At 49.1% G+C, this 25286-nt stretch carries 25 protein-coding genes; 14 read left to right on the forward strand and 11 right to left on the reverse strand.

Translation table 11 applies throughout. The annotated features are described in order from the left end of the window. Positions 1-26: 26 nt before the first annotated feature. A complete protein-coding gene (locus AC14M5_RS00635; protein ID WP_484027681.1) occupies positions 27-407 on the reverse strand; it encodes a hypothetical protein in 381 nt (126 codons plus the stop codon). Between the two features lie 177 nt (positions 408-584). On the opposite strand from AC14M5_RS00635, the gene AC14M5_RS00640 reads away from it, so the two are divergent. Then, entirely contained in the window at positions 585-3041 is a 2457-nt protein-coding gene (locus AC14M5_RS00640; RefSeq protein ID WP_484027682.1) for a tetratricopeptide repeat protein, read from the forward strand. Between the two features lie 322 nt (positions 3042-3363). Here the strand turns inward: AC14M5_RS00640 and AC14M5_RS00645 are convergent, their stop codons facing one another. Next, on the reverse strand, positions 3364-3942 hold the full coding sequence (locus AC14M5_RS00645; protein WP_484027683.1) for a Zn-ribbon domain-containing OB-fold protein: 579 nt from the start codon (positions 3940-3942) through the stop codon (positions 3364-3366). A gap of 42 nt (positions 3943-3984) precedes the next feature. Then, the gene (locus AC14M5_RS00650; RefSeq protein ID WP_484027684.1) at positions 3985-5367 is read right to left on the reverse strand and encodes a thiolase C-terminal domain-containing protein; all 1383 of its coding nucleotides are present in this window, start codon (positions 5365-5367) and stop codon (positions 3985-3987) included. 389 nt (positions 5368-5756) lie between these two features. Between AC14M5_RS00650 and AC14M5_RS00655 the strand changes: the two genes are divergently transcribed. The 12 genes from AC14M5_RS00655 (at position 5757) to AC14M5_RS00710 (ending at position 17413) form a co-directional block, all read left to right on the forward strand. Further along, complete coding sequence (locus tag AC14M5_RS00655; RefSeq protein WP_484027685.1) at positions 5757-7379, forward strand: carboxyl transferase domain-containing protein; 1623 nt, start codon at positions 5757-5759, stop codon at positions 7377-7379. Between the two features lie 127 nt (positions 7380-7506). Next, a complete protein-coding gene (locus AC14M5_RS00660; RefSeq protein ID WP_484027686.1) occupies positions 7507-7992 on the forward strand; it encodes a DUF1579 domain-containing protein in 486 nt (161 codons plus the stop codon). A 123-nt stretch (positions 7993-8115) separates the two neighbouring features. Then, entirely contained in the window at positions 8116-9096 is a 981-nt protein-coding gene (locus tag AC14M5_RS00665) for an SDR family oxidoreductase (RefSeq protein WP_484027687.1), read from the forward strand. Continuing rightward, positions 9086-10591, forward strand: coding sequence for an acetyl-CoA carboxylase biotin carboxylase subunit (gene accC / locus AC14M5_RS00670; protein WP_484027688.1), 1506 nt, complete (start codon positions 9086-9088; stop codon positions 10589-10591). The genes AC14M5_RS00665 and accC overlap by 11 nt, the downstream gene beginning before the upstream one ends. A 69-nt stretch (positions 10592-10660) precedes the next feature. Continuing rightward, a complete protein-coding gene (locus tag AC14M5_RS00675; RefSeq protein ID WP_484027689.1) occupies positions 10661-11137 on the forward strand; it encodes a biotin/lipoyl-containing protein in 477 nt (158 codons plus the stop codon). Continuing rightward, positions 11134-11631: a hypothetical protein gene (locus AC14M5_RS00680; protein ID WP_484027690.1), complete on the forward strand. Its 498-nt coding sequence runs from the start codon at positions 11134-11136 to the stop codon at positions 11629-11631. Before AC14M5_RS00675 ends, AC14M5_RS00680 begins: the two co-directional genes overlap by 4 nt. Before the next feature lie 8 nt (positions 11632-11639). Continuing rightward, the gene (locus AC14M5_RS00685; protein WP_484027691.1) at positions 11640-12092 is read left to right on the forward strand and encodes a MaoC family dehydratase; all 453 of its coding nucleotides are present in this window, start codon (positions 11640-11642) and stop codon (positions 12090-12092) included. Positions 12093-12159: 67 nt separating this feature from the next. Next, positions 12160-13026: an HpcH/HpaI aldolase/citrate lyase family protein gene (locus AC14M5_RS00690; RefSeq protein WP_484027692.1), complete on the forward strand. Its 867-nt coding sequence runs from the start codon at positions 12160-12162 to the stop codon at positions 13024-13026. 25 nt (positions 13027-13051) lie between these two features. Continuing rightward, on the forward strand, positions 13052-14200 hold the full coding sequence (locus tag AC14M5_RS00695; protein ID WP_484027693.1) for an acyltransferase family protein: 1149 nt from the start codon (positions 13052-13054) through the stop codon (positions 14198-14200). 2 nt (positions 14201-14202) lie between these two features. Further along, the gene (locus AC14M5_RS00700; protein WP_484027694.1) at positions 14203-15045 is read left to right on the forward strand and encodes a GRP family sugar transporter; all 843 of its coding nucleotides are present in this window, start codon (positions 14203-14205) and stop codon (positions 15043-15045) included. 324 nt (positions 15046-15369) lie between these two features. Beyond that, positions 15370-17022, forward strand: a complete 1653-nt coding sequence (locus AC14M5_RS00705; RefSeq protein WP_484027695.1) for a DEAD/DEAH box helicase — start codon at positions 15370-15372, stop codon at positions 17020-17022. Between the two features lie 178 nt (positions 17023-17200). Next, positions 17201-17413 carry a cold-shock protein gene (locus AC14M5_RS00710; RefSeq protein ID WP_484027697.1) on the forward strand — a complete coding sequence of 71 codons (213 nt, stop codon included), beginning with the start codon at positions 17201-17203 and terminating at the stop codon, positions 17411-17413. A gap of 82 nt (positions 17414-17495) precedes the next feature. Here the strand turns inward: AC14M5_RS00710 and AC14M5_RS00715 are convergent, their stop codons facing one another. The 7 genes from AC14M5_RS00715 to AC14M5_RS00745 all read right to left on the reverse strand — a co-directional run bounded on the left by AC14M5_RS00715 (position 17496) and on the right by AC14M5_RS00745 (position 22909). Beyond that, the gene (locus tag AC14M5_RS00715; protein ID WP_484027698.1) at positions 17496-18323 is read right to left on the reverse strand and encodes a GGDEF domain-containing protein; all 828 of its coding nucleotides are present in this window, start codon (positions 18321-18323) and stop codon (positions 17496-17498) included. Positions 18324-18416: 93 nt separating this feature from the next. Beyond that, entirely contained in the window at positions 18417-19595 is a 1179-nt protein-coding gene (locus AC14M5_RS00720) for a pyridoxal phosphate-dependent aminotransferase (protein ID WP_484027699.1), read from the reverse strand. A gap of 8 nt (positions 19596-19603) precedes the next feature. Further along, complete coding sequence (locus AC14M5_RS00725; RefSeq protein ID WP_484027700.1) at positions 19604-19813, reverse strand: hypothetical protein; 210 nt, start codon at positions 19811-19813, stop codon at positions 19604-19606. A 3-nt stretch (positions 19814-19816) separates the two neighbouring features. Next, positions 19817-20845, reverse strand: coding sequence for a sugar phosphate nucleotidyltransferase (locus AC14M5_RS00730; RefSeq protein WP_484027701.1), 1029 nt, complete (start codon positions 20843-20845; stop codon positions 19817-19819). Positions 20846-20936: 91 nt separating this feature from the next. Continuing rightward, the gene (locus AC14M5_RS00735; RefSeq protein ID WP_484027734.1) at positions 20937-21326 is read right to left on the reverse strand and encodes an NUDIX domain-containing protein; all 390 of its coding nucleotides are present in this window, start codon (positions 21324-21326) and stop codon (positions 20937-20939) included. Between the two features lie 63 nt (positions 21327-21389). Beyond that, complete coding sequence (locus AC14M5_RS00740; RefSeq protein ID WP_484027702.1) at positions 21390-22367, reverse strand: aldo/keto reductase; 978 nt, start codon at positions 22365-22367, stop codon at positions 21390-21392. Between the two features lie 11 nt (positions 22368-22378). Next, entirely contained in the window at positions 22379-22909 is a 531-nt protein-coding gene (locus AC14M5_RS00745; RefSeq protein WP_484027703.1) for a transposase, read from the reverse strand. A gap of 13 nt (positions 22910-22922) precedes the next feature. On the opposite strand from AC14M5_RS00745, the gene AC14M5_RS00750 reads away from it, so the two are divergent. Continuing rightward, positions 22923-23072 carry a hypothetical protein gene (locus AC14M5_RS00750; protein ID WP_484027704.1) on the forward strand — a complete coding sequence of 50 codons (150 nt, stop codon included), beginning with the start codon at positions 22923-22925 and terminating at the stop codon, positions 23070-23072. 5 nt (positions 23073-23077) lie between these two features. Here AC14M5_RS00750 and AC14M5_RS00755 read toward each other — a convergent pair whose 3' ends face one another. Next, a complete protein-coding gene (locus AC14M5_RS00755) occupies positions 23078-25246 on the reverse strand; it encodes an ATP-dependent helicase (protein ID WP_484027705.1) in 2169 nt (722 codons plus the stop codon). Positions 25247-25286: the final 40 nt, after the last annotated feature.

Genomic DNA, 25286 nt, shown 5'->3' on the forward strand with positions numbered 1-25286 from the left:
TTTTCTTTCTGCTTTGAACCGTGACATCAATCCATTGGCTTGAAGAATTGGAAGTAAGCGAACCCAAGCCCTAGCACGGCATAGATAATGACAACCACCCAGCCTGTCCCGCTCATCACACCTGTGAATGTGCCGTTGAGCGAGATAATAAACCCAAGCGCATGCGAGACCATGTTGGAAAAGTTGATGGCAGTCAGCGCATTCGGATCGGTCACATCGCGGGCAAACAGGGTTAAGAGGCCGCTGAGCACAAGTTCGACCCCCAGCAATTGAGCCAGCAATCTGGTATCAGGTGAATTATCGATATTAAACATGCTAAGCATGGTGGTCGTGATGAGCAGCAGGCCGATTGCAAAGAGCAGAGCCAGCACAGCATTGAGCAGGTACAGGTTTCGTAATTTTAACATTTTATTCCTTTCAGTTGATTTCTTTCATTCTAGGTTGACTGAGGCCATGTCTCAATAGTACCCCTGTACTGAATATGGGAGGCAAGTTTGCAGTTTTATTATGATAGCGCGGGGAGACGCATTTTTTGGACGTATAATATCGAAGTCGGGTTTCTTTAATCGCAAGGGCAGGCAGATATGGCAGAGAAAAATAAACCAAACAAGTCAAAGAAAGCAAAACCTGAAATTACGCCTCAAAACATTGACCTGAGTATCGGGGGAAACGTGAATAGTGCGGTTGTATTCGCTGGCAACAACAATGTTGTCAATTATTACGCGGCTGTCTCAGCCAACATCGAAAAACACGAACCCGATTACTGGAATCTCAAACATCCTTATCCAATGCCTCCCAACTTTACGGGACGTGTGGCCGAGCGCGCCATGCTTGCCAAATGGCTGAATGAAGATTCCGAAAGCCACTTATTCATTCTTCGTGCATTAGGTGGATTCGGTAAATCTGCTCTCTCGTGGCACTGGCTGACCCACGATGTGAATCCCGAAATATGGACGAAAGTTGTCTTCTGGTCATTCTACGAAGGAGATGCGAGTTTCGAGCACTTTATTGAAGAAACTCTCAAGTACCTCAAACTTGACATTCCTCAAGGAAAGCGCGATCAGGTGGATGAATTGCTCAACGGTATGCAATCTCAAAAAGTATTGCTCATCATGGATGGCTTTGAACGCCTTCTCCGCGCCTATGGAAACATGAATGCTTCACACCAAAGTGACGAAGATAAAAAGCAGGAAGATACGGATCGTGATTGTGTTGATCTCAATACAGAGCATTTCCTGAAAGGCATTTGCTCGATGCCCAACATGAAGAGCAGAGCCTTGATGACCACGCGAATGACCCCGCGGGCTCTCGAAAAGTTTGGACAGTTTATTCAAGGTTGTCGCGAAGAAGAACTCAAGGCCATGCACAAGGATGATGCCATCGCATTTTTTAGAGCACAGGGCGTTCAAAAGGGAACCAATCATGAGGTTGAAGAGGTGTGCAAATCGTATGGATTGCACCCCCTTAGCCTGGGCTTGTTGACAGGGCATATCATGAGCGATTTCAAAAATGCTGGTGATATTGTAGTTGCCCAGAAACTAAACGTAAGTGGCGATATAGCAGATCATCAAAACCACATCCTTGAAGTTTCGTACAATGGACTTTCATCTCGCCAGCAAAAATTACTCAGCACGATAGCGTGTTTTCGTTCTTCCACAAGACTTGACACACTGGAATCGATCACTGAAAACAAAGAAACTTTGGAAAACGATTTACACGATTTGATAAAGCGCGGCCTGTTGCAATATGACAAGAATAATAAGATATTTGATTTGCACCCCATCGTGCGACGCTTCGCCTACGATCAGTTGACTGCCTCTGACCGAACCGCTGCACACACCAGTTTAGTGAACTACTTTGACGCCGTGCCCAAGCCCGAAAAGGTAGATAAACTGGAAGACCTCGCGCCCGCCATCGAACTGTATCATCACATGGTCAGGGCGGGGAATTTGGATGAGGCATTGAAGTTGTTTTATGACCGAATATCAACGTCAACTTATTATCAATTCGGCGCATATCAACTACGCATTGAACTTTTACGTGCTTTATTTCTTGACGGCGAAGATAAACCGCCGCGCTTGAAAAAAGAAGGCGACCAAGCATGGACTCTCAACGGACTCGCCAACTCCTACACCCTGAGCGGACAGTCACGCCACGCCGTTTCGCTGTTTAAAATGCAAATTGCCATTCGAGAAAAACAAGGCGTCAAGAAAAGTGTCGCCATCGGGTTGGGGAATGTGGCACTTGACCAAATCAGAACTGGCGCGTTGAGCGCCGGGGGGCGCAACCTGCGCCGCAGTATTGACCTGTGCCGTGAGATTAATGCAGAAGCCTATATAATGGCAAGCGAATATCGCGATTTAGGGCGGCTTTTGAATTATTGTGGAAATTGGCAAGATGTTGAACATAATCTTTCCGAAGCATATGATATTTTCAAGAAAAACAATCATGTTCAAGGACAGTCTACTATTTGGTCATACCGCGCCCTGCGTTTCCTGCTCATGGCAAGGGAGGCGGTTGGCAGTAATCAATCGTCTACCGTAAATCTGAAATCGTCAATCGAATGTGCCCAATACGCTCTTGAACTGGCAGACAAACATGGTGCTGGCTATCCTATTCCACGCGATTATGTTCGCGCTTACTGGCTGCTCGGCGCGGCATATCGTGCCAACAACGAATTGACTCTAGCAGAAGAAAACTTGTCCAATGCGCTCAATCTGTGTCGGCAAATCAATGCGGTTGACCATGAAGCCGACATCCTGCTCGACCTGGCGCGGTTGCGTTACGCTCAAGGTGACTTCAAGGACGCGCAGGAAAAAGCGTCCGAGGCGCTGACGATCACGGAGCGCAGCGGGTACGTCTTGCAGGGGGCGGATGTGAATCTCTTCCTCGCCCAATACGCGCTGGAGCAGGAGAAGGATAAAGCCAAGGCAAAGGAATATGCCGAGTCCGCGCTGAAGCTCGCGCATTGTGATGATGGTCCGCCGTATTATTACAAGGTGGCGTATGAGGAAGCGGGGAGGATGTTGGAGAAGTTGTAGGCCACCCCCTTCCCGTCCTTCCCCCAAATCAACGAGCGGATTTGGGGGAAGGGGAATGTGCTGTTTTTATAAAAATTTAGATTTCAGTTCTCCCCCATTTGTGATCTTCAAATGGGGGACATCGTACCCGAGCGAATGCGAGTGGTAGATGTCCGAAGGACAGAGGGGTCGAAATTAGCAATGGAAAGTAAACTTGAAATTCAGAGGTGTGGTTTCGATACAGCGACGAAAGAGCATCGTCGCCTACTCAACCACCGTCATAATGACAAATAACCAAAAAGGACTCAGCCAATTGAACTGAGTCCTTTTTACTTATCACTCGTTACTTTTTACTCATTTCTCGTAACTCATCACTCCCCTTCGGCACAAAATAAACATCCGTCGGCTTCAGCTTCGAATTGCGTAGGAATTTTGGCTTCACTTCCATGCCGATCCAATCCAGCGCGGGGGCGGCGGGGTCAACACCCATGAGACGTGTCAGCAATAACGTGTTCACATCCTCGAACTCGATCAACGCCAGCACGAACGGACATTCGGGCAGGAACTCTTCCGAGCCGAAGTAACAGACGGTGAAGGCATGCACATGCGCGGGCACGTTCGTGATGTCGATCCATTTAGTCTCTTCGCCCGAATACATATCGTGGCCGCGCGGGTTTGCGGTGGTGTATCCGCTTTCGGCGTCGCGCGAAGCGAGCAGCCGCTTATTCGTCAGCGCCGCGAACCACGGGCTGTCCTGTCCGTAGGAATGCAGGTACGTAATCTTATATTCCTGCTCGATCTGGATCGGCGCCATCTTCTTGAGAAATTGCAGCGCCTCTTCATCAGTGCTTACAGGAAACGGAATACCGTGGACGATGTAACCGCCCAATGTTTCTTCGCGTTGTGAAGGTAACTTAGCCATAGTAATTTTCCTTATTCGGTGGTCGAGTAGTCCCGCATGATCTTAGCGGGACGTATCGAGACCATCCTCTCTCTCCAACACAGATACCGAGACATAAGTCCCCGTGCCTGCATGACTATGAATCGCGCCCCGCTTCGCATTCTTGACCTGTAGCTGGTCGTCGTTAAAATGTTTTTTGATCGTCCCTTGGAGTTGCCACGTAGCGAACACTCCCTGCATGAGTCCCGTCGCGCCGACAGGATGTCCGCAAGCGATCAATCCGCCCGAGGGATTTACCGCGCAGGTGGGTTTGTCTTTCAACTTCAAGCCATAGTCAATGTTCGGCAAAAAGGCTTTGCCCGATTCAGCAAAAGGTCCGCCCTCGCCGTAGCGGCACAATCCCAAATCCTCATAAGTTTGGATTTCGCTTGAAGTATATGCATCATGCAATTCAACAAAGTCCAGCTCGTTCAACGGGTCGGAAATGCCCGCGTGTTTCCACGCCATGTTGCCCGCCGTGCGCCCCGCGCGGAACGAGTGGACTCCAGGATAGCGCGTGCCGTGATCCCAAAGTTTTTTGTAATATGCCTTCGTCTCATCTGACGATTTCTCCTGCTCAGTGGCATAGTTTTCCATGAAGTTGTCGTAATCCACATGCGGACGGTCTGCCATGCGCATCATATCTGTGCCGCGCCCAATGCCCGTCACTTTCACCAATGGCCGCGTGATATTGGCTCCTGCAGCTTCGAGTTTTTTCAACCCCTCTTCCGAACACAAGATAACCGCCGCCGCGCCGTCAGACATGACGCAGATGTCAAGCCGCGTCAACGGCCACGCCACCATCGGCGAGTTGCGCACATCCTTGATGCTAATGCGCTGACTCTTCTGCGCATACGGGTTGTGAAAAGCATTGATGTAATTCTTAACGCTAACGTGCGCGAGTTGCTCAACCGTTGTGCCAAACTCCTTCATGTGACGCGTGACCATCATGGCGTAATAGCCCGAATAAAAACCTCCGACGGGATAATCAAACGACACGTCAGAGGCCAATGCGATGAATTCATTTCCTTTCCACGTTTCCACATGTGACATGGTCTCGAAGCCATAAGCTACGCACACATCCATGTGACCCGAGGCGACAGATTTCCATGCTTCCTGGAAACAAATTCCGCCCGTTGCGCCGCCGCCCTCAACGCGATGACCGGGTTTGGGACACAGCCCGAGGTAGTCCTGTGCCATGATTCCAGCCATCAACTGTCGGCTGAAATGATCCGAGAAGTATGAAGCCACCGAACCATTCACACAGCGCGTGAAGGTTGGGAAGTCCAATCCAATAGAATCAATGGCATAGTCATACGCCTCTTTGATCACAGCCTGGAAGGTTTTATCGGGTCGAGCCTTTGCGAATTTCGATACACCCCCAGAGATTGCGTAAACAGGTCTCATCAGCGATTCTCCTTTGAATAAATTCGCCCAGAGCGGAGGTCGAATGCCCATGTTTTTTTGGCATATCGACCACAGTCGAAGGGCGATCAATAAATAACGTAAGTTGCCACCATACTCCCGTTGTGTCATGCTGAGGGGCGTTCCTTGCCCCGAAGCATCTCTAACACCATGAACGGAGACCCTTCAGTCGCGGAAAACACGCTCCATCAGGGTGACACGTTTCTTCTTATTTCAAAGTAGCAACTTAGGTTACATATATCTTTGCAGAAACTGACACAAATTACAACTGACATTCATCCATTATTTTCCATTGTGAGGCGGCTGATTATTTGCTTTACCACATCCATCGCTTATGCTAAACTCTTGAAATCCTTTTAATAGTGAGCCACATGGAAACTTATTTATCTCATCTCGATCCCAACTCCCCCGAATTTAAAGCTAACGCTGAACATCACCGCGCTCTCGCGCGAGAACTCAAAGAACGACTCGCTCTCGTAAGACAGGGCGGCGGTGAGAAATATCGTCAGCGCCATGAAGAGCAGGGCAAACTTTTTGTGCGAGAACGCATCGAACGTTTGCTCGACCCTGGTGCGCCATTTCTTGAACTCTCTGCGCTAGCCGCAACCAACATGTATAACAACGAAGCGCCATGCGCTGGCATCGTCACAGGCATCGGACGAATCTCTAACCGCGAAGTGATGATCGTCGCCAACGACGCCACGGTCAAAGGTGGCTCATACTTTTCGATGACAGTCAAAAAACATTTGCGCGCGCAACAGATTGCCGAAGAGAATCATCTGCCATGTTTGTATCTTGTTGATTCGGGCGGCGCGTTTTTGCCTTTGCAGGATGAGGTCTTCCCCGACGCGCATCACTTCGGTCGCATTTTTTACAATCAGGCGCGCATGTCTGCCAAGCACATCCCGCAGATCGCCGCCGTCATGGGCAGTTGCACCGCGGGTGGGGCGTACGTCCCTGCGATGAGTGATGAGGCCATCATTGTCAAAGGTGCGGGCACAATTTTTCTTGGCGGCCCGCCACTTGTTAAAGCTGCCACGGGTGAGGATGTTACTGCTGAAGAATTGGGCGGCGCGGATGTCCACACTAGGAAGAGTGGCGTTGCCGATCACTTCGCCGAGGATGATGATCATGCCATCGAGATATTACGCAGCATCGTAGAGACTCTGCCCCGAGGACATGTTCACTCGCATCTTTCCGCGCTGGAAGTTGCTCCCCCCGAAGAACCTTTATACAACCCTGACGAATTGTACGGCGTCCTGCCGCGTACCTTCAAAGAGTCCTACGATGTGCGCGAGATCATCGCCCGCATCGTGGACGGTTCCAAGTTCCGCGAGTTCAAAGCGCGTTATGGAACTACGTTAGTAACTGGCTTCGCCCGCATTCATGGATACCCTGTTGGAATCATCGCCAACAACGGTGTGTTGTTCAGCGAGTCCGCGCTCAAAGGGACTCACTTCATCGAACTCTGTGATCAGCGCGGAATTCCGTTGCTGTTTCTGCAAAACATCACTGGCTTCATGGTCGGCAAGGAATATGAAACAGGCGGCATCGCCAAAGACGGCGCGAAGATGGTCCATGCCGTTGCGACCACAAGAGTCCCCAAGTTGACTCTTGTCATCGGTGGCTCTTTCGGCGCAGGTAACTACGCCATGGCAGGCCGCGCCTACGGCTCCCGCTTTTTATGGATGTGGCCGAATGCAAGAATCTCCGTGATGGGTGGCGAACAAGCCGCGAATGTTTTGCTCACCATCAAACAAGATCAACTCGTCAGAGAAGGCAAACCAACTCTAAGCGCGGAAGAAGCGGAAGCGTTCAAACGTCCACTATTGGAGAAATACGAAACCGAAGGCAGTCCCTATCATTCCTCTGCACGTCTATGGGATGATGGCGTCATTGCCCCTGATGAAACACGTCAGGTATTGGGATTGGCATTATCTATCGTACTCAACTCGCCAAAAGAAGAAGGCGGTTTTGGCGTGTTTAGGATGTAATATCAATTCGTGTCACTCTGAGCGATAGCGAAGAGTCTCTATCGCGGTGAGCGAGATCCTTCAGTCGCGAAGAACGCTCCTTCAGGATGACACAATTAAACTTTTACATAAAACAGGATTTTTCACCATGACTTTCCCAACTTCAATCGACACCCCTCACCATTTTTTTGCAAGGCTCGCTGGTAATTGGCGCGGCACTTCCAAACTTTGGCTTGAACCTGACAAGCTTACAGATGAATCCCCTATTGTCGGAACCATTCAACTCCTGCTTGAAGGCCGCTTCGCACTTTATCTTTATCAAACTTCCATCGAAGGCGAAGCTCAGCATGGAATGTTCACCTTCGGCTACAACACCACACTCGAACAATTTGAAGCATCGTGGGTCGACTCCTTCCATAACAACACAGGCATCATGTTCTGCGTGGGCGCGGAAAAAGAAAATGGCTTCTCCGTCACGGGTAGTTATCCCGACCCCGCAGAAGGCCCCGATTGGGGCTGGCGCACCGAAGTTGAGTTGATCGGTGATGGTCTTATCATCACCGCCTATAACATCAGTCCCGAAGGTGAAGAAGCAAAGGCTGTTGAAACAAGGCTTGTAAGAATGAAGAAATAATATGGAAATATGTCGTTGCGAGGAGGGTGTTCGTCCCGACGAAGCAATCCTCCCGCTGTAGTGGAGATTGCTTCGTCGCAAATAGCAAGAGCGCTCCTTGCAACGACATGTGAAAGGTGAAAAATGAAAATCCTAATCATCGGCGGTACACGTTTTCTGGGGCGACACCTCGTCAACACTGCCCGCGCACGTGGACATGAAGTCACACTCTTCAATCGCGGCCAAACCAACCCCGATCTTTATAGAAAAGTAAAAACCATCAGAGGAGACCGCGAAAAAAATCTGGATCAACTGTCAGAGGGGCAGTGGGATGCGGTCATCGATACCTGCGGATATTTCCCGCGCATCGTCCGTATGTCGGCTGAAGCGTTGAAGGATAAAGTCGACCATTATGTCTTTATCTCCAGTATTTCTGTTTATTCCGACTTCAGCAAAATCGGTATCAATGAAAGCGATGCCGTCGGAAAAATAGAAGATGAAGCGAATGAAGAAAATACTCCCGAGGCCTATGGCCCGCGCAAAGCCTTATGTGAAAAAGCTGTGCAGGATGTTTTTGGAATCAATTCATTGATCATCCGCCCCGGGCTGATCGCTGGTCCACATGACCCAACCGATCGCTTCACCTATTGGCCGGTGCGCATCGCGCGCGGCGGCGATGTGTTAGTGCCTGACCACCCCGAAGCGTTCACGCAAATCATCGATGTCCGCGACCTTGCTGATTTCATCATCCTGTTGATCGAACAAAATTTATCTGGTGTATTCAATGCCACGGGTGAGCCATTGCCTCTGGGAACCTTGTTTGAAACCTGCAAACAAGTCAGCGGCGGTGACGCGAATTTTAAATGGGCATCGGTTGAATTCCTTAATGAAAACAATGTGGCACCCTGGAGCGACATGCCCGCCTGGCTCCCCGATACGGATGAAGACAAAGGTGCTGCACGTGTGGATGTATCCAAAGCCATGCACGCAGGCCTCGTCATTTCTCCGCTTGCCGAGACTGTCAAAGATACCCTTGCCTGGGCATCCGAGCGCCCTGCTGATTATGAATGGAAGGCGGGATTGAGAGCCGAAAGAGAATTGGAATTACTAAAACATGTTCAATAAGATTCTCATCGCCAATCGCGGTGAAATTGCAATACGAATTATTCGTGCATGTCGCGAACTTGGCATTGCAAGCGTGGCCGTGTATTCATCCGCCGATGAGCACGCGCAACATGTTCAACTTGCAGATGAATCCATTTTGCTTGGTGACGCCGCTCCAAAAGAATCTTATTTGAATGCGGATAAACTCATCCGTGCCGCTCTCGACTCAAAAGCGGATGCCATTCATCCGGGCTATGGATTCCTCTCTGAGAACGCATCCTTCGCCGCCGCAGTTGCTTCTGCTGGCCTGACCTTTATCGGCCCTTCGGCGGATTCCATCCGCGCCATGGGCGATAAAGCTGAATCGAAAATAATGATGAAAAAGGCGGGCGTGCCAACCGTCCCTGGTTTTGAAGGATTGGAATCAGATAATGATTTCAAGAAGGCCGCAAAGGAAATTGGCTATCCTGTCCTGGTCAAGGCTGCGGCGGGTGGTGGAGGCAAAGGTATGCGCGTGGTCAATGAAGAAAGTGAATTGAGCGAGGCCATTGAATCCGCGAGAAGTGAGGCATTGAATTCCTTTGGTGACGAAAGATTGCTGATCGAAAAATATCTCGCGGACGCGCATCATATTGAATTTCAAGTCTTTGGCGATAAGCACGGCAATCTTGTTCATCTTTTTGAACGTGAATGTTCTGTTCAAAGAAGACATCAGAAGATAATAGAAGAGACTCCATCGCCATTATTAACTCCAGAACTTCGTGAAGAAATGGGACAAGCTGCCGTCAAAGCTGCGCAAGCTGTTGGCTATTACAACGCAGGGACTATCGAATTCATCTTTGACCCGAAAACATCACAATATTATTTTCTCGAAATGAATACCCGCCTGCAAGTGGAACATCCCATCACAGAACTTGTCGCAGGTATTGACCTTGTCCAGTGGCAGATTCGAATCGCTGCGGGAGAGAAATTTCCGTTCACACAAGATGACTTCCACCAGCATGGGCACGCCATTGAATGCCGTATCTACGCTGAAGATCCGTCCAATGGGTTTTTACCAAGCACAGGCAAACTCCTGCAATTTATAGAACCCCAGGGCCCAGGTATCCGCGTGGATTCAGGTTTCAAAACAGGTAGTGATGTGACTCATTTCTACGACCCGTTGCTGGCGAAGTTAATCGTCCAGGCCGAAACGCGGGATGTAGCAATTCAAAGAATGCAAACTGCCTTGCGTGAATTCATTGTCCATGGCGTGGTGACAAATATTGACTTTATGCAGGCAGTTTTGAAGCATGAAGATTTTATGAATGGAAAAGTATCCACAAAGTGGGTGGAGCAATCTCTGGACTCCAGCAGCTTGCTGCTGGATAACCGACAGCAAGTTGTCGGACTCCAGAGTTTGATCGCCGCCGCTCTCTCGGACGTGGTCTTCGTTGGAGCAAGGTCACAACCTGCTGTTTCAAATGAGACTGATCCATTCAACCCGTGGAAGCAGACGGGTAATTATAGGAATTGATTTCGTCATTGCGATCGACAGTATCGCGACATTCAGGTCGCCTGCCCGCGGTACACTAAATGAGGTTTAATGAAAGTTGTATTTGATTCGCAAACCCTTGAAATAAATCCATCAGGTGATAATTATGTTGCCACTCTTGATGGAAAAAATATTTCCGTTGAAGTTGTCCGTGTGGACGCTTTGCATGGGCGTATGGATTTACTCATCGATGGCGAACGTGTGAGCGCTCACGTCTCCTCTGATGGCGCGAAGCGCTGGGTGACGATTGACGGTCACACCATCATGATAACGAAAACATCGGGTGCGAAACGAGGCGTCAGGCATGATCATGCCGGGGGATTGATCGCCCCAATGCCGGGCCAAGTGCGAAGCGTTGCTGTGAGCGTAGGGGATGTCGTTAAGAAAGGCCAGACCCTTTTAACCATGGAGGCAATGAAGATGGAGATTCGTATTCAGGCTCTAAAGGATGGCAAGGTGGCGGCTTTGCACGTGTCGCAGGGAGAAACGGTGGAGCGCGAACAAATTTTAGTTGAGGTGGAGGAATGAAGAAAACGATTTTTGTTTTTACATTGCTGCTTTCAGCTTGCGCGGGCATTTTCCCAACTCCGAACGATTTTCCGCCTCCACCAATGACTGTGATCGTGGAGGATTTTCCAACGCAGTTTGTGACGGCTACCATCGAACCACGCCCCGTGTTGATTACGCAGGAGAAAATGCAAGAGGCGCACACCTTCCAGTTAATTCTCCTTACGCGGGTTGCGGCTGGAGATTCGGCTGGCATCGCTGAAATGGTCAAATATCCAATTACAGTGGATCTTGATGGGCCAACTGTTGTTTCCACTGCGGATGAATTTGAAAGTTATTATGATCGGATATTTACTGATGGCGTCATTGATGCGTTAAACAAAACGAATGAAGATGATTTGCTTCTGTTGCCTGAGGGTATCCGCATTGGGCAGGGCGAAATATGGATCAACATCTTTTGTATGGATTTGGCTTGCAGTGATACGCAGTTCTTGATCACGCAGGTCAATAATTAGGAGAAGCGATGGCAGGTAAATATTTTGATGAACTTGAAGTTGGAATGAAGTTCAAACATGGCGGGCGCACCATCACCGAAATGGACAATGTCTTATTCTCCGCGCTGACGATGAACACACAACCGCTTCATCTGAACGAGGATTTTGCTTCAAAGACCGAGTTTGGTCAACGGCTGGTAAATGGAATCTTTACTTTTGGCTTGGTGGTCGGCCTGACAGTTGCTGATCTAACTGAGGGTACGATTGTCGCAAATCTTGGATACGATAAAGTGAATCATCCCAACCCCGTTTTTCACGGCGATACGATCTATGCCGAGAGCGAGATTATCGAAAAGCGTGAATCGAAATCCCGAAAAGACGTGGGGATTGTGCGCATCAAATGCTGGGGTAAAAAACCAGATGGAACAGTTGTGGTTGAGTTTGAGAGAACAGCGATGTTTTTGAAGATGTCAGCAGGTTAGCAAGTTGATAGATTGGCAGGCTCAACGTTTGAACTTGTCAACTTTCAAACTTTTCAACGGAGATCTTATGCACTCAAGACGCGCTCTACTTTACATGCCAGGCGATAACTGGAAGATGATCACGAAATCCATCACGCTGAGTGTGGATTCGATTTGCATGGATATGGAAGACGGCACAGCGGTCAATAAGAAAGCTGAGGCACGTGTCACCATTGCAAAAGCTCTGCAGGAACTCGATTTTGGAACAAGTGAAAAACTGGCGAGGATAAACTCCGTGGGTTCTGGTTGGGAGAAGGATGATATTGAAGCTGTACTACCGTATCGCCCCGATGGGATTGTGATTCCCAAAGCGGAATCTTTTGAGCACGTGGAATGGGCATCCAAGATTATCGAAGCCGCTGAGTTGAAATATGGCTGGCCGATCAATTCCATCCGCATTTTGATCGGGGTGGAAACGGCCAAGGGAATTTTGAATCTGAAGGAGATTGTGTCACATCCGCGCTTGGATGCGATCATTTTTGGCGGAGAAGATTTCGCCGCATCAATTGGCGCTGTCCGCACGAAGGATGCGGTTGAATTGTTGTATGCACGGCAAGCTGTTGTGGTGGCCTGCGCGGCGAATGATTTACAGGCCATTGACATCGTCACCATCGATTATAAGGACTTGGAAGCTTTGCGAATCGAGGCGCAGTTTGGGGCAGGACTCGGCTTCAGTGGGAAACAGGTCATTCACCCGAATCAAGTGTCAGTGGTGCAGGATGCGTTCACTCCATCCGATGAGGCGATTGCATATGCTAAAAGAATCGTCGAGACCTTTGAAGCCAGTCAAAAAGAGGGGAAGGGTGCATATTCACTGGATGGCAAGATGATCGATATGCCGTTGTTGAAGAACGCGCAGAAGGTATTGGAAAGAGCGAAAGCCGCTGGGAAATAACCCACAGTAAGGATGTTATAACATTATGGAAAACCATATTAAAGGGCTGGATGGTTTGCGCGGTATCGCGGTCGTTCTTGTGATGGCTCTGCACATTTTTAAGCGCGCCGCGTACTTCACAGAGCATCCCATTTTGGAGACCATTACCAATTTTACAGCTGTAGGGTGGGTGGGCGTAGATATCTTCTTTACGCTTTCGGGTTTTTTGATCACGTCTATCCTTTTGCGGGCGAAAAATGAAGAGCATTATTTCAAGAATTTTTACATGCGTAGAGTGTTGAGGATTTTCCCTCTTTATTATGCCGCCATTGCACTTGTTCTGTTGTTTGCACCCAAGGTGGAACCTGAGTTTACCGATCAGTTAAACATCGCACTGCCGATTATGGTGGTCTACCAGCAGAACTGGGCCATGCTCTTCGATGGTTTTCACATGACCCAATACCTGGGCATCACCTGGTCTTTGGCAATTGAGGAGCAGTTTTATTTTATCTGGCCCTTTATTGTGTACCGTTTGAACCCGCAGAGATTGATCAAAGTTAGCCTCGGGTATATTGCCATTTCATGGCTGGCGCGTATTCTAGTGACTCTTTTCTGGCATGACCCGGGGCAGGCCACCAGTTTTTTCTTTTACGCCTCCTTTGCCCGCTTTGAGGAGGTGCTTATTGGCGGATTACTGGCAGTCTTCATGACCTTTAACGGGGCGAGGGAACAAGTGCGCCGCTTCTCTGTTCCGGTGTCTGCCGTTTCCATTGCCGTATTTGTTGCCCTTTGCCTGATGTCATTGCCGGGCAGCCCTCACCCGGATTTTGGCAGTTTGCCGCTCACGCTTGGCGGATATACGGCCGCCGCGTTGTTCTCTGCGGGATTGATCGGTGTGTTTGTCACACATCCGCCCGAAAACATTTTGAGCAGATTATTTCAAAATCCCATTCTTGTTTTTTTAGGGAAATATAGTTATTCCATGTACCTCTTTCACATGACCGCCGCCCTGATCTTGTTGGATGTGTTCTGGCATAGTGGAATGCGTGGGTGGAAGCCTTATGTACTATACATCGGTACAACTTATATTGTTACCATATTGATCTCTCTATTAACCTGGAACCTGCTTGAGAAGCACATACTTGGCTTGAAGAAATATTTCTCTATCAAAAAATCTTTGGATGTATCGAGGTAAATTTGCTATCCATTCTTTTTGGTCTCTGCGCCGCGCTTGGCTGGGGCGCAGGTGACTTCACAGGCGGGCTTGCCGCTCGCAAAACTGGCGCGTATCGCGCTGTATTTTATGCCGAAATCGTTGGTGTTCTTGTTCTGCTTTTGGCAACTGCCATTTTCGGTGAACCGATCCCAAATCTTCGAGTATGGCTTCTTTCCATGCTTGCAGGCGCATTTGGCACGATCGGTTTAATACTCTTGTATCATGCCATGACGCTCGGCTTGATGAGCATTGCCGCGCCCGTCTCAGCATTATTAGCGGCTGCCCTCCCCGTTTTTGTAGGCGCATTTACAGAAGGCCTGCCCGATTTCCTGACATTGACTGGATTTGGCTTTGCCCTCTTCGCAGTATGGATGGTCTCCCAGGGCGAGGATGGCATAAAGGATATCCTCTCGCATCTCTCCGACTTGAAACTGCCTCTGTTTGCAGGCATTGGTTTTGGCTTGTACTTTGTTATCATGCATGAAGCCACTGCCGGTGGAGAAACAATTTGGCCCATGGTTGCCTCGCGCGGTGGTGGCATGACTCTGGTCGCGCTCTACATGCTCATCACCCGCCAATCATGGAAATTGGACAGGTCAGCAATCCCCATGATTTCCTTGAACGGGGTTCTTGATATTACCGGTAACTTGTTTTTTATCCTCGCAGGGCAGGCGGGCAGGTTGGATGTAGCCTCCGTATTAAGTTCCCTGTTTCCCGGTGCAACCGTTCTGCTTGCGTGGATCTTTCTCAGGGAACGTCTTACCCGCAACCAGTGGATCGGAATCGCCTCAGCGTTAACCTCTATCATCCTGATGACACTTTAATCGAAAAACTGTGGTAAACTATCGTCCGCTCTCAACGGAGAGCGATTTTTTGGGAAATTGTTTTGATCACTCTAAATGAATACCCCAGCTTTACCGGGGTGGCCTGATGAAGTTTGGTCAGGCTTTTTTGTTGGGCGAGTTTGCTTGAAAAAGTGAGCTTTGTTGGCAAGAAGTAAGTAAAACGGAGTCATCGAAACATTTCATAATCATGTATGTCGTTGCGAGGAGGGTGCTCTTCCCGACGAAGCGATCTCCCATAAAGTTGGAGATTGCTTCAGGCGAAGAACAAGAACGCCTTCGCAATGACATATCGAAAAGGAAAAGATGACAACCGAATTTACTTCTTTAAACCTGCGTCCAGAGTTGATGCAGGCCATAACCGACCTTGGCTATGTAACACCCACCGCTATTCAATCTGGCATGATCCCCCTCATGCTCACAGGTGTGGATGTTGTGGGCCAGGCCCAAACAGGAACGGGCAAAACCGCAGCCTTCGCTCTCCCCATTCTCAACAACTATATTCATCAACGACTGCCACAAGCCCTGGTGCTTGCTCCCACGCGCGAGCTTGCGCTTCAAGTTGCCGCTGCCATGAACGATTATGGCAAGCATCTTAAGGTGCGCGTGTTGGCTGTTTATGGCGGCCAGCCTTATGGGCCGCAGGTCAACCAGCTCAAACGCGGCGTGGATATTGTGGTTGGCACTCCCGGCCGCATCATTGATCTGATGGAGCGCAAAGTGCTCGACCTGAGCGCTATCAAAACCGTAGTGCTGGACGAAGCCGACGAAATGCTCAACATGGGTTTCATTGAACCTGTTGAGGAAATCCTCTCTGCGACTCCCTCCACAAGACAGACCTCACTATTTAGCGCCACTCTGCCCGTGCGCATTCGCCACCTTGCAGACCGTTTCATGCGTGACCCCCAATCTGTTACCATTAAAAAGGCGACTCTTACTCTTTCAGGGACCGAGCAACGCTATTACCTGGTCCACGAGGGGGATAAATTAGCAGCGTTGACAAATCTTTTTGAAGTGGAACCGATCACCAGCGCTTTGATCTTCGTCCGTACCCGTGTTGAAACGGGTCAACTGGCCAGCCAGCTTTCCTCACGCGGATTCCCCGCCGAAGCCTTGAACGGCGATCTCGAGCAAAATGCACGCGAACAGATCCTCGGCAGATTCCGCTCGGGGCAGATCAAAGTATTGGTCGCCACCGATGTTGCCGCGCGCGGTCTGGATATTGACAATATTTCACACGTCTTCAACTATCACCTGCCTGATGATGCCGAAGTATATGTCCATCGTATCGGGCGAACGGGGCGCGCAGGCAAGACAGGCATTGCCATTTCATTATTTGCGCCGCGCGAAAAGCGTCGTCTGCGCGAGATCGAATCGATGACCAAACAGGTACTCACACTGGCGAAACTTCCCACTGCCCAGGAAATTAATCAGCGCCGCGAGAATCTATTGCTGGAGCAAATGAAGATCTGGCTTGGCCGTGGACGTTTCCAACAGGAGCGTGAGATCGTTGCCCGTTTAGTGGAGGATGGCCACGACCCGATGGAGATCGCCGCTGCCGCGCTGAAGTTATCCCGCGCTGGCGAGAAGCAGCGCCCTGTGGCGAATGTTGTGGATGCAGTGGTCGAGAGTCGCCCTCAGCGTGGCGAACGTGAATATGGACGAAGCAGCAGGTTTCAGGTCAAGGGGAGAAGCGATGCCGGTAATAAGCGCATATCGCACGAGGCTGGGATGATCCGCTTGAAGATGAATAAAGGCAAGGAACATGGGGTCCGCCCGAATGATATTGTGGGAACCATTGCGCATCATGCCGATATCCCCGGCAGTTCTATTGGCAAGATCCGCATCGAAGACCGTTTTACGTATGTGGATGTGCCCCTGGAGTTGGTTGAAAAAGTGTTAAAGCATAACGGCAACTACCGCATTGGCAAGGACAAATTCAGCCTAGCGAAATCGTAAAATTTCATTGACACTTACACGTACGCGTGATAAAGTTGGCGCTTACGGATACCAGTAAGTTCGCTTTGGAAGTACTACCATCGGCTCATGGGTTCAAATCCATGAGCCGTTTTGTTTTATCTGTTCTGGCGAAAGGACCGGGTCCTCCAAATTTCTTTTTTGCCAAAGGAGGCAAACAATGTCAGAACGTATTTCAGGTACAGTCAAGTGGTTCAACGGCAGCAAGGGCTATGGCTTTCTTGCTCGTGATGGTGGCGCAGATGTTTTCGTGCATTTCTCCGCCATTCAGGGCGATGGTTTCAAAAACCTCGAAGAAGGCCAGAAGGTTGAATTCACGGTTGAAGCAGGCCCCAAGGGCCCGCAGGCTAGCAACGTAACCGTTGTCAGCTAATTCAAACTGAATACCAAAAGCTCCCCGAGACGAAAGTTTCGGGGAGCTTTTTTGATTCTTATTTTTGAATTGCAATATCTTTTCATCGCGTGGCATACTTTATGTCGTTTTTGCCATTATTCTTTACCATGTACATCATCCGGTCTGCAATCCCAAGGATTTCATCGACGGAGGGTTTTTGATCGTTCAACGTTACCACACCGGTACTAAAGGTTACCGGCCATTTGTTCTTTAGCATCTCTTCCATTAGCTTTTTTTGCATGTTTGGGATGGCAATTTTTGCCGCCTCTTCCCCGGTCTCAGGCAGCAGGATGGCGAATTCATCGCCGCCCACGCGGGCGACAATATCAGTCTTCCGTAAATTCTCTTTGATGCTGGTTGCAATGCTTCGAAGGATTGTGTCACCAAAGGTGTGGCCGAATGTATCGTTGATGGTTTTGAAATTATCAAGGTCAATAAATGCAATAGTGAAAGGATGCTGGTATCTGATGGAGCGCTCACGTTCTATCTCAGCCAGTTCACTGAAGACGCGATTATTGAATGCCTGGGTCAGAAAATCAGTGCGGGCATGTGCTTTTTCCCTCTCCAGGTTTCTTAGGAGCAGGGCAGGGAATAAAAAGAAGCCAAGGCGGATGATGGCATTCCACATTGAAATGAAAATATTTGAATAGTCACTCCCGGATAGGAGCTCGATCAATAACCATATGCCAGTGCTGATAAAGGCTGCTGCAATCCCGGCATTGCCTTTGAGCCCCCATGCCAGCACAAGGATCGGCAATAAATAGAAAAGGGAGATGGAAAGCTGTGCCCCCGTAGCATAGTCAAGGATGGCGACGCCGTATAAAAGGATACTCCCCGTCAATATCCAAAATGGTTTCCCCGCTTTTTCCAAATTCGTGACGATCTTCATTCTTCCGCCGTTATCCTTGTCAAGTTGCCCGTAAAAACCAAAAAGGGCGCGCACCTTTTTTTGAGACTGGGGTGTGCGCCCTGCCTTCGAGCATTATCCGTGCCTGCTCATAAATCTTTCCATTCGCAAAAGGGCTTCTTCTATCTTTTCATAAGCAGTTGCATAACAGGCTCGCACGAAACCTTCTCCGCCAGGGCCGAAGGAGTTGCCTGGCACTATTGCCACGTGTTCCTCTTCCAATAATTTTTGGCAGAAAGTTTCATCGTCCATGCCAGAGGCCTGGATGTTGGGAAAGGTATAAAAAGCGCCGAGCGGCTCAAAGGTCGAAAGACCGAGGCGGTTTAATCCAGCTACTAAAAGTTTGCGGCGGCGGTCATATTCAGTCACCATTTCCATCACGTAGGGTTCGCCCGTCTTCAAAGCTTCGATGGCGGCATCCTGCGCGGTGGTGGGTGCAGACATGATGGTGTATTGATGGATGCGCACCATGCCCTGAATAATATCTGTTGGCCCGCAGGCATAACCGATACGCCAGCCCGTCATCGCATAATCCTTTGAGAAACCGCCGAGCAAAACGGTGCGGCGTCTCAGGTTTTCATCCAAAGCAGGGAAGCAGACATGTTCAAAATCATATACGAGGCGGTCATAGATTTCATCTGAAACAACAATCAGATCATATTGTTCAGCAATCCTGCCGATCTCCAGCATCACTTCACGTGGAGCCACTGCGCCCGTTGGGTTGGATGGGTAACCGATAAAGATAACCTTCGTGCGCGGTGTGATGGCCTTACGGATGTCATCCGGGTCGATGGTGAAATTATTTTCCAGGCGCGCAGGAATTTCAATCGGCACGCCGCCTGCAAGAATGACCTCTGCTTGATACGAAACAAAACAGGGTGTGGGGATGATGACTTCATCCCCGGGATTCAGGATTGCAGTAAAGGTGAGATACAACGCCTCCGAAACACCAACCGTTGCAACGATCTCGGTTGCGGCGTCATATTTCACTTTGTATAATTTTTGCAAATTATCTGCAATACCCTGGCGCAATTCGATCTTGCCATGATTGGATGTGTAATGCGTCTCACCGTTTTGCAATGAGCGAATACCCGCATCGAGGATCGGTTTGGGAGTCGTGAAATCTGGCTCACCGATTCCCAACGAGATCACATCCTTCATGGTCGCGGCAATATCGAAAAACTTGCGGATGCCGCTGGGCTTTAATCCTGCCACACGTTTTGAAAGTCTTTGTACTTCACCAATTTCCTGCATTGAGCCTCCTAAATATTTTGTACGTGCCAATCATCTGACAATTCCTGATACGTCAATTCAAAAGCAAGACCATTCACTGTTTTTACACGAAAACCTTTTTCACCCGGGCCGCGCCAGCGCGAAATGATCTCCGCAATTTCATAACGGTGTCCCATCCATATTAATGAAAGGGGCCGCTCCGCATATTCCGTATCCGAACGACATTCAACTGATTCCATAGCTCACAAAGTGATGGAACTCGTATCACCAAGATTCAACTGCATGATCTGACCATCGCCTCTTGCCTTAACCTTTGCCTGCCTGCCGATCAACGAGCGACTCAACGCCGCATCCTTGATCTCGCAATCCGCTTCGAGAATGCTTTCTGCGATCTGGCAGTTTTCTATCTTACAGTTTGCACCAATGGAAGCATAAGGCCCAATTTTTGAATTGCTGATCTCAGCGCTTTCATGGACGGATACAGGTTCTATAATCTCAACGTTTGAACGTTTGAACATTGAAACGTTTGAACCGATCTTCTCCAACAAAATTTTATTCGTATCCAATGTCGCTTCGATGGTTCCTGTATCCAGCCAGGTACTGATCTTGTTCGTGCGGATTTTCGCTCCGCTTTCGATCATAATGGAAATGGCATCCGTCAGGAAATATTCATTCTTCAGCATTACGCCGCGTTTCATTTGGTTGTCTATCGCGGCCAGTAATCTCTCTGCGCTGTTTAAATAGTAACACCCAACTACTACAAGGTTATTATCCATACTCTGCGGTTTCTCGATAAATCGCTTCACCCAGCCATCTTTGCCCTCCTCCGCTACGCCAAACCGACGTGGGTCATCGACTGGCATGACCCAGGCCACACCGTCCGATGGCTCGGTTGAGAGGAAGGAGAAGTCTGTTTCCATAAGTGTGTCTGAAAAACAAATGATCATCGGGCCGTGTAGATACTCGCGGGAAAGCGCAAGCGCGTGAGATTGTCCCTTCATCTCGTGCTGTACAACATACTGCGCCTTCAGATTCGGGTAATACTCTTTAATGAAGGGAGGTATCTGCATCTCACCCAGATAAGGCCCCACAATAAAAATATACTCTGTGTTTTCAGGGTCAGGCAGGGTCTTGAACATATCAAGCAAATGTTCAAGGGATGTTTTGCCCGCCACGCTGACCAGCGGCTTGGGCTTGCTCCAAGTGTGGGGTCTCATACGCGTGCCCCAGCCTGCCATTGGGATAACGATCTTCAAGGTTTCACTTGTCATGGTTTAATTATCCATCAATGCTAATGATATTTCTGTGAGAATTGTATTATACCGTCTGCAAATTCCTGAAAGATAGTGCCTTTCAAAATTGTCACCATTCCCCTAAAATCGGCTGTTCCTTCCCGGCTCGGAATTTCTCAAGCAGGCGGCGATGGAGGGAATAAACATTATCAGGCAGATCATTTAATGGGAGCGCGCGCACTTCTGCGATTTCGCCGTCTGACTTTCCCGTTCTTTTAAAGTTCCTGCATAAAAATACAACTGTATGATCGGTCTTCCATTGGGCGAAACTTGTAAATACACCTATCAAATTCATTTCCTTCATCTCGGCGCCGATCTCTTCACGCACTTCACGGCGCGCAGCTTGCTCAAGAGTCTCGTTACGTTTCAATCCGCCGCCGGGCAGATACCATCCGGGCAGGTAGGTGTGTCGCACAAGCCATACTTCATCGTTTTGTAACATCATCACCCGCACCCCCATGCGGACAGGGCGGAAGATAAAACAATAAATTTTAAAGCCAAGATATAGCAGGCGATAGAACACTTAAGAATGCCCCAATATCGGATGTGGTTGATATGACTCTTCAAGCTGTTTTATTTCTTCTTCAGATAGTTTGACATCCAACGCGGCAATAGCCTGATCCAAATGCTCGATCTTGCTTGACCCGATAATGGGTGCAGCGATAGATGGTTTGCTCAACACCCAGGCCAGTGCCACCTGCGAAGCCGTTACGCTGTGACTCTTTGCCGCCTCCGCCACGCGATCTGCAATCACAAAATCTTCATCGCGGAAATATAACTGATCCGCGAATGGATCATTCTTTGCGCGAGTTGTCTCGCCGCCTCCGCCACGTTTACGGTTGCCCGCGAAGAATCCGCGAGCCATGGGGCTCCACGGAATTAAGCCGATGCCTTGATCTAAACAAAGTGGAATCATCTCGCGCTCTTCCTCGCGGTAGACAAGGTTATAGTGATTCTGCATCGATATAAATTTCGACCAGCCGTTCATCTCTGAAACATGTAATGCCTTCATGAATTGCCATGCAAACATGGATGATGCGCCAATATAACGAGCTTTCCCCGCACGGACAACATCGTTCAATGCTTCCATCGTCTCTTCGATGGGTGTGTTGTAATCCCAGCGATGGATTTGGTACAAGTCCACGTAATCCATTTGTAGCCGTTTGAGGGAGTTGTCTATCGAATCCATGATGTGCTTGCGGGAAAGTCCGCGGTCATTTACATCGTCGCTCATTGGCTGGTAGACCTTTGTAGCGACAACGATATTTTCGCGTTTGATCCCTTTGAGCAGATTGCCCGTCACGCGTTCGCTTTCTCCGATTGAATAGACATCTGCTGTATCGAAGAAGTTAATGCCAGCATCCAAGGCGCGTTTCACGAATGGTTTGGCCTGTTCTTCATCTAATACCCACTCACGCCATTTCTTTGAGCCATAGGTCATCATGCCTAAACATAAGCGCGAGACCTTTAATCCAGTTTTGCCGAGGTTGGTGTATTGCATGGGGAACTCCATTATTTATCTATGCTCCTTCCGCCGTCCTCGGCGGAAGGGTTTGATGTAAGCCATTTATTTATATCAGTAATTGGAATTACAGGTTTTCTTCCAAGATCGTAATATCCTGCGCTGGAATAAACATAGTCTGCCCTGTCCTCCACTAATTCCCAATTTTTTGCTATTGGGTTTTGATGAATATATTCCATCTTTTGCCATAAAAAGTCCATTGAATAAATATTCTTGGCTTGAATATCCTGCCAGATACTATGCTCGTGCCTTGAGTCACGCTTCTTTTGTTGAAACACTTCTAATAAAGCCTTCTGTTTATTCTCCCGCAGTTTTTTCAAAATTTCATGTGCTGTAAATGAGCCGAATTGTTGAACAATATCCCCGATTGGCGTGCTTTCAGGTTTTATGACCATATGAAGATGAGTTGGCATGATGACAAATGCAAATAATAGAATTCGTTTTTGTTCCTGCATCCATGCGAAAGAATTTAGGGGGACATTGATATATTCAGGAGTGATAAACAGATTTTTCCATTCCACAATGGATGCGGTGATGAAATATAAATGGGTTGGGTCGTGGAAAGAGGAAAATGTCATGGTTGATTTTTATGCTCTTATTATTGTTGCTCCCTTTGCCGTCCTCGGCAAATGGCTTTTGCAGAATAAATTAACTTGCAAAAGTCGCGCCGAGGACGGCGCTTGAGCAGATTATATAATCGTTAAATTCGCCAAACTTGCAGCTAATCTTTTAATGCCAACGGACTCAAAGACCACATCCACGATCTCGTCGCCGTCTTGCATGCGGCTGTCGAGGACGATGCCTTCGTTCCAGAGCGGATGCTTGACGCGAGTCCCAGCTTTGTATTTGCTGATCGTAACAGAAGCAGTTCGCGGCGCGGAGGGAAGCGACCATTTTGTATCCAATGGCGCACCTCGCATGGGACGTCCTGTGCGGGTCTTGCCGACCAGCATATCTGCAGGGATGTCATCCATAAAACGCGAGGGATAAGTTTCTTCGCTCATGCCGCGCCCGCCGCGTTGAATGGCACGCAGGAGATACAGGCGATCTTTGGCGCGGGTGATGCCGACATAAAAGAGGCGTCGTTCTTCCTCCATCTGTTCGGGCTCATCAAAGGAACGGCTGTGAGGAATGATACCGTCATCCAGCCCGACGATGAAGACTGCGCCAAATTCAAGGCCCTTTGCAGCATGAAGTGTGAGCAGGGTGGGAGCGTTGGCATCGGTGATGGTATCTTGATCTGCAACGAGTGCGATGTTCTCAAGAAATTCATCCAACGTACGGGTGGAGTATTCGATTGCGAGGCGTTTTAACTCTTGCACGTTTTCCCAGCGGTCTGCGTTTTCTTCAGTGTCATCTTCCAAAATGAATTCTTTGTAATTGATATCTTTTACGATGCGTTCAAATAATTCAACCGTTGTGGCGGTGGGAGCCATGGCGTGCCAATTGGCGAGCATACCGCCGAAGTCTGCAAGAGGCAAGGCGGCGCGGCCCGTGAAGGATTTGTAAAAAGGTGACTCTGCGCCGCGTGCGAGGTCAAGCAGAACTGCACCGGGGCTGGTTTCATTTTGACGCGCCACCATATGAAGTGTGGTGAGAGTCTTTTCTCCGATGCCGCGCGGTGGGACGTTGATGATTCGTCCGAGCGCGGCTTCATCGGCGGGGTTATGGACGAGGCGCATAAAAGCTACGACGTCCTTAACTTCGCGGCGTCCATAAAACCTTTGCGCGCCGACGAGTTTATATGGGAGACGTGCCTGCAAAAAGGCTTCTTCAATTAAACGGGACATGGCGTTGGTACGATACATGACCGCGCAGTCACCGGGCTCAAATTGTTTGCTCAAGACAAGCTGTGCGATGGTATCCACTACGAAAGCAGCTTCACTATAATCATCTCGTGCTTCGTAGAAGAATATTTTTTCGCCCGCGCCGCGGTCACTAAACAGGCGTTTCTTCTTGCGATTGTGTGCGCGGTCAATTACGCCTGTGGCAACATCCAGGATGTTTTGGTGTGAACGATAATTCTGTTCCAGCAGAATCATTTGGGCGTCTGGGAAATCCTGTTCAAAGCGCTGGAGGTTGCGATAGTCTGCGCCCCGCCATGCATACACTGATTGATCAGGATCACCCACACAGAAAATATTTTTATGATGTGAAGCGAGGTGTCTCACCAAAGCGTACTGCGCCAGGTTCGTATCCTGGAATTCATCCACCAGCACATGGCGGAATCTCTGCGCGTATTTGTCACGCACGGTGGGCAGGTCTTCAAGCAGGCGGGCGGTATAAACCAACAGGTCGTCAAAATCTACGGCGTTATTTGCGATCAGTCGTTTTTGATATTCAACGTAAATCCGTTTTACGACTTCATCGCGATAGGTGTTGATCGGGTACTCGTCCGCGCCGATGAGTTCGTTCTTTGCGCGTGAAATGGAGGCGTGAATGCTGGCGGCGCGATATAACTTTTCGTTCAAATTAAGCTCGCGAATAATTGTTTTGACGATCCTTTCCTGGTCGTCGGAATCGAAGATCACGAAATTAGATTCGAGCGGAAGATGCTCGGCCTCACGCCGCAGAATCCGTGCGCAGATCGAGTGAAAAGTTCCCAGCATCATGCCTTCGATGGCTTGTTCATTTAACATCGCCTTCACGCGCTGATCCATTTCCCTGGCAGCTTTATTGGTGAAGGTGACCGCAAGGATCTGCCACGGGCGGACGCCTTCATTCGCGATCAGATAGGCGATACGCTGTGTGAGCACCCGCGTCTTGCCTGACCCCGGGCCTGCCACGACCAAAATGGGTCCATCCGCCGCTGTGACAGCTTTTCGTTGTTGTGGGTTGAGTTTGTTTAGAAAATCCATGGTGGAGGTATTATAAATGGTAAGGCGAGGGCAATGCCCT

Source organism: Candidatus Villigracilis sp. (assembly GCF_057083605.1).

Excerpts from the sequence above, each read along its gene's own strand:
- AC14M5_RS00715 (WP_484027698.1), bottom strand. The coding sequence starts at position 18,323 with ATGAAGATCGTCACGAATTTGGAAAAAGCGGGGAAACCATTTTGGATA.
- AC14M5_RS00685 (WP_484027691.1), top strand. The coding sequence starts at position 11,640 with ATGGCAGGTAAATATTTTGATGAACTTGAAGTTGGAATGAAGTTCAAA.
- AC14M5_RS00640 (WP_484027682.1), top strand. The coding sequence starts at position 585 with ATGGCAGAGAAAAATAAACCAAACAAGTCAAAGAAAGCAAAACCTGAA.
- AC14M5_RS00730 (WP_484027701.1), bottom strand. The coding sequence starts at position 20,845 with ATGACAAGTGAAACCTTGAAGATCGTTATCCCAATGGCAGGCTGGGGC.
- AC14M5_RS00635 (WP_484027681.1), bottom strand. The coding sequence starts at position 407 with ATGTTAAAATTACGAAACCTGTACCTGCTCAATGCTGTGCTGGCTCTG.
- accC (WP_484027688.1), top strand. The coding sequence starts at position 9,086 with ATGTTCAATAAGATTCTCATCGCCAATCGCGGTGAAATTGCAATACGA.
- AC14M5_RS00710 (WP_484027697.1), top strand. The coding sequence starts at position 17,201 with ATGTCAGAACGTATTTCAGGTACAGTCAAGTGGTTCAACGGCAGCAAG.
- AC14M5_RS00645 (WP_484027683.1), bottom strand. The coding sequence starts at position 3,942 with ATGGCTAAGTTACCTTCACAACGCGAAGAAACATTGGGCGGTTACATC.
- AC14M5_RS00660 (WP_484027686.1), top strand. The coding sequence starts at position 7,507 with ATGACTTTCCCAACTTCAATCGACACCCCTCACCATTTTTTTGCAAGG.
- AC14M5_RS00750 (WP_484027704.1), top strand. The coding sequence starts at position 22,923 with ATGAAATATAAATGGGTTGGGTCGTGGAAAGAGGAAAATGTCATGGTT.
- AC14M5_RS00705 (WP_484027695.1), top strand. The coding sequence starts at position 15,370 with ATGACAACCGAATTTACTTCTTTAAACCTGCGTCCAGAGTTGATGCAG.
- AC14M5_RS00675 (WP_484027689.1), top strand. The coding sequence starts at position 10,661 with ATGAAAGTTGTATTTGATTCGCAAACCCTTGAAATAAATCCATCAGGT.
- AC14M5_RS00735 (WP_484027734.1), bottom strand. The coding sequence starts at position 21,326 with ATGGGGGTGCGGGTGATGATGTTACAAAACGATGAAGTATGGCTTGTG.
- AC14M5_RS00690 (WP_484027692.1), top strand. The coding sequence starts at position 12,160 with ATGCACTCAAGACGCGCTCTACTTTACATGCCAGGCGATAACTGGAAG.
- AC14M5_RS00680 (WP_484027690.1), top strand. The coding sequence starts at position 11,134 with ATGAAGAAAACGATTTTTGTTTTTACATTGCTGCTTTCAGCTTGCGCG.
- AC14M5_RS00725 (WP_484027700.1), bottom strand. The coding sequence starts at position 19,813 with ATGGAATCAGTTGAATGTCGTTCGGATACGGAATATGCGGAGCGGCCC.
- AC14M5_RS00650 (WP_484027684.1), bottom strand. The coding sequence starts at position 5,367 with ATGAGACCTGTTTACGCAATCTCTGGGGGTGTATCGAAATTCGCAAAG.
- AC14M5_RS00720 (WP_484027699.1), bottom strand. The coding sequence starts at position 19,595 with ATGCAGGAAATTGGTGAAGTACAAAGACTTTCAAAACGTGTGGCAGGA.
- AC14M5_RS00655 (WP_484027685.1), top strand. The coding sequence starts at position 5,757 with ATGGAAACTTATTTATCTCATCTCGATCCCAACTCCCCCGAATTTAAA.
- AC14M5_RS00695 (WP_484027693.1), top strand. The coding sequence starts at position 13,052 with ATGGAAAACCATATTAAAGGGCTGGATGGTTTGCGCGGTATCGCGGTC.
- AC14M5_RS00740 (WP_484027702.1), bottom strand. The coding sequence starts at position 22,367 with ATGCAATACACCAACCTCGGCAAAACTGGATTAAAGGTCTCGCGCTTA.
- AC14M5_RS00755 (WP_484027705.1), bottom strand. The coding sequence starts at position 25,246 with ATGGATTTTCTAAACAAACTCAACCCACAACAACGAAAAGCTGTCACA.
- AC14M5_RS00665 (WP_484027687.1), top strand. The coding sequence starts at position 8,116 with ATGAAAATCCTAATCATCGGCGGTACACGTTTTCTGGGGCGACACCTC.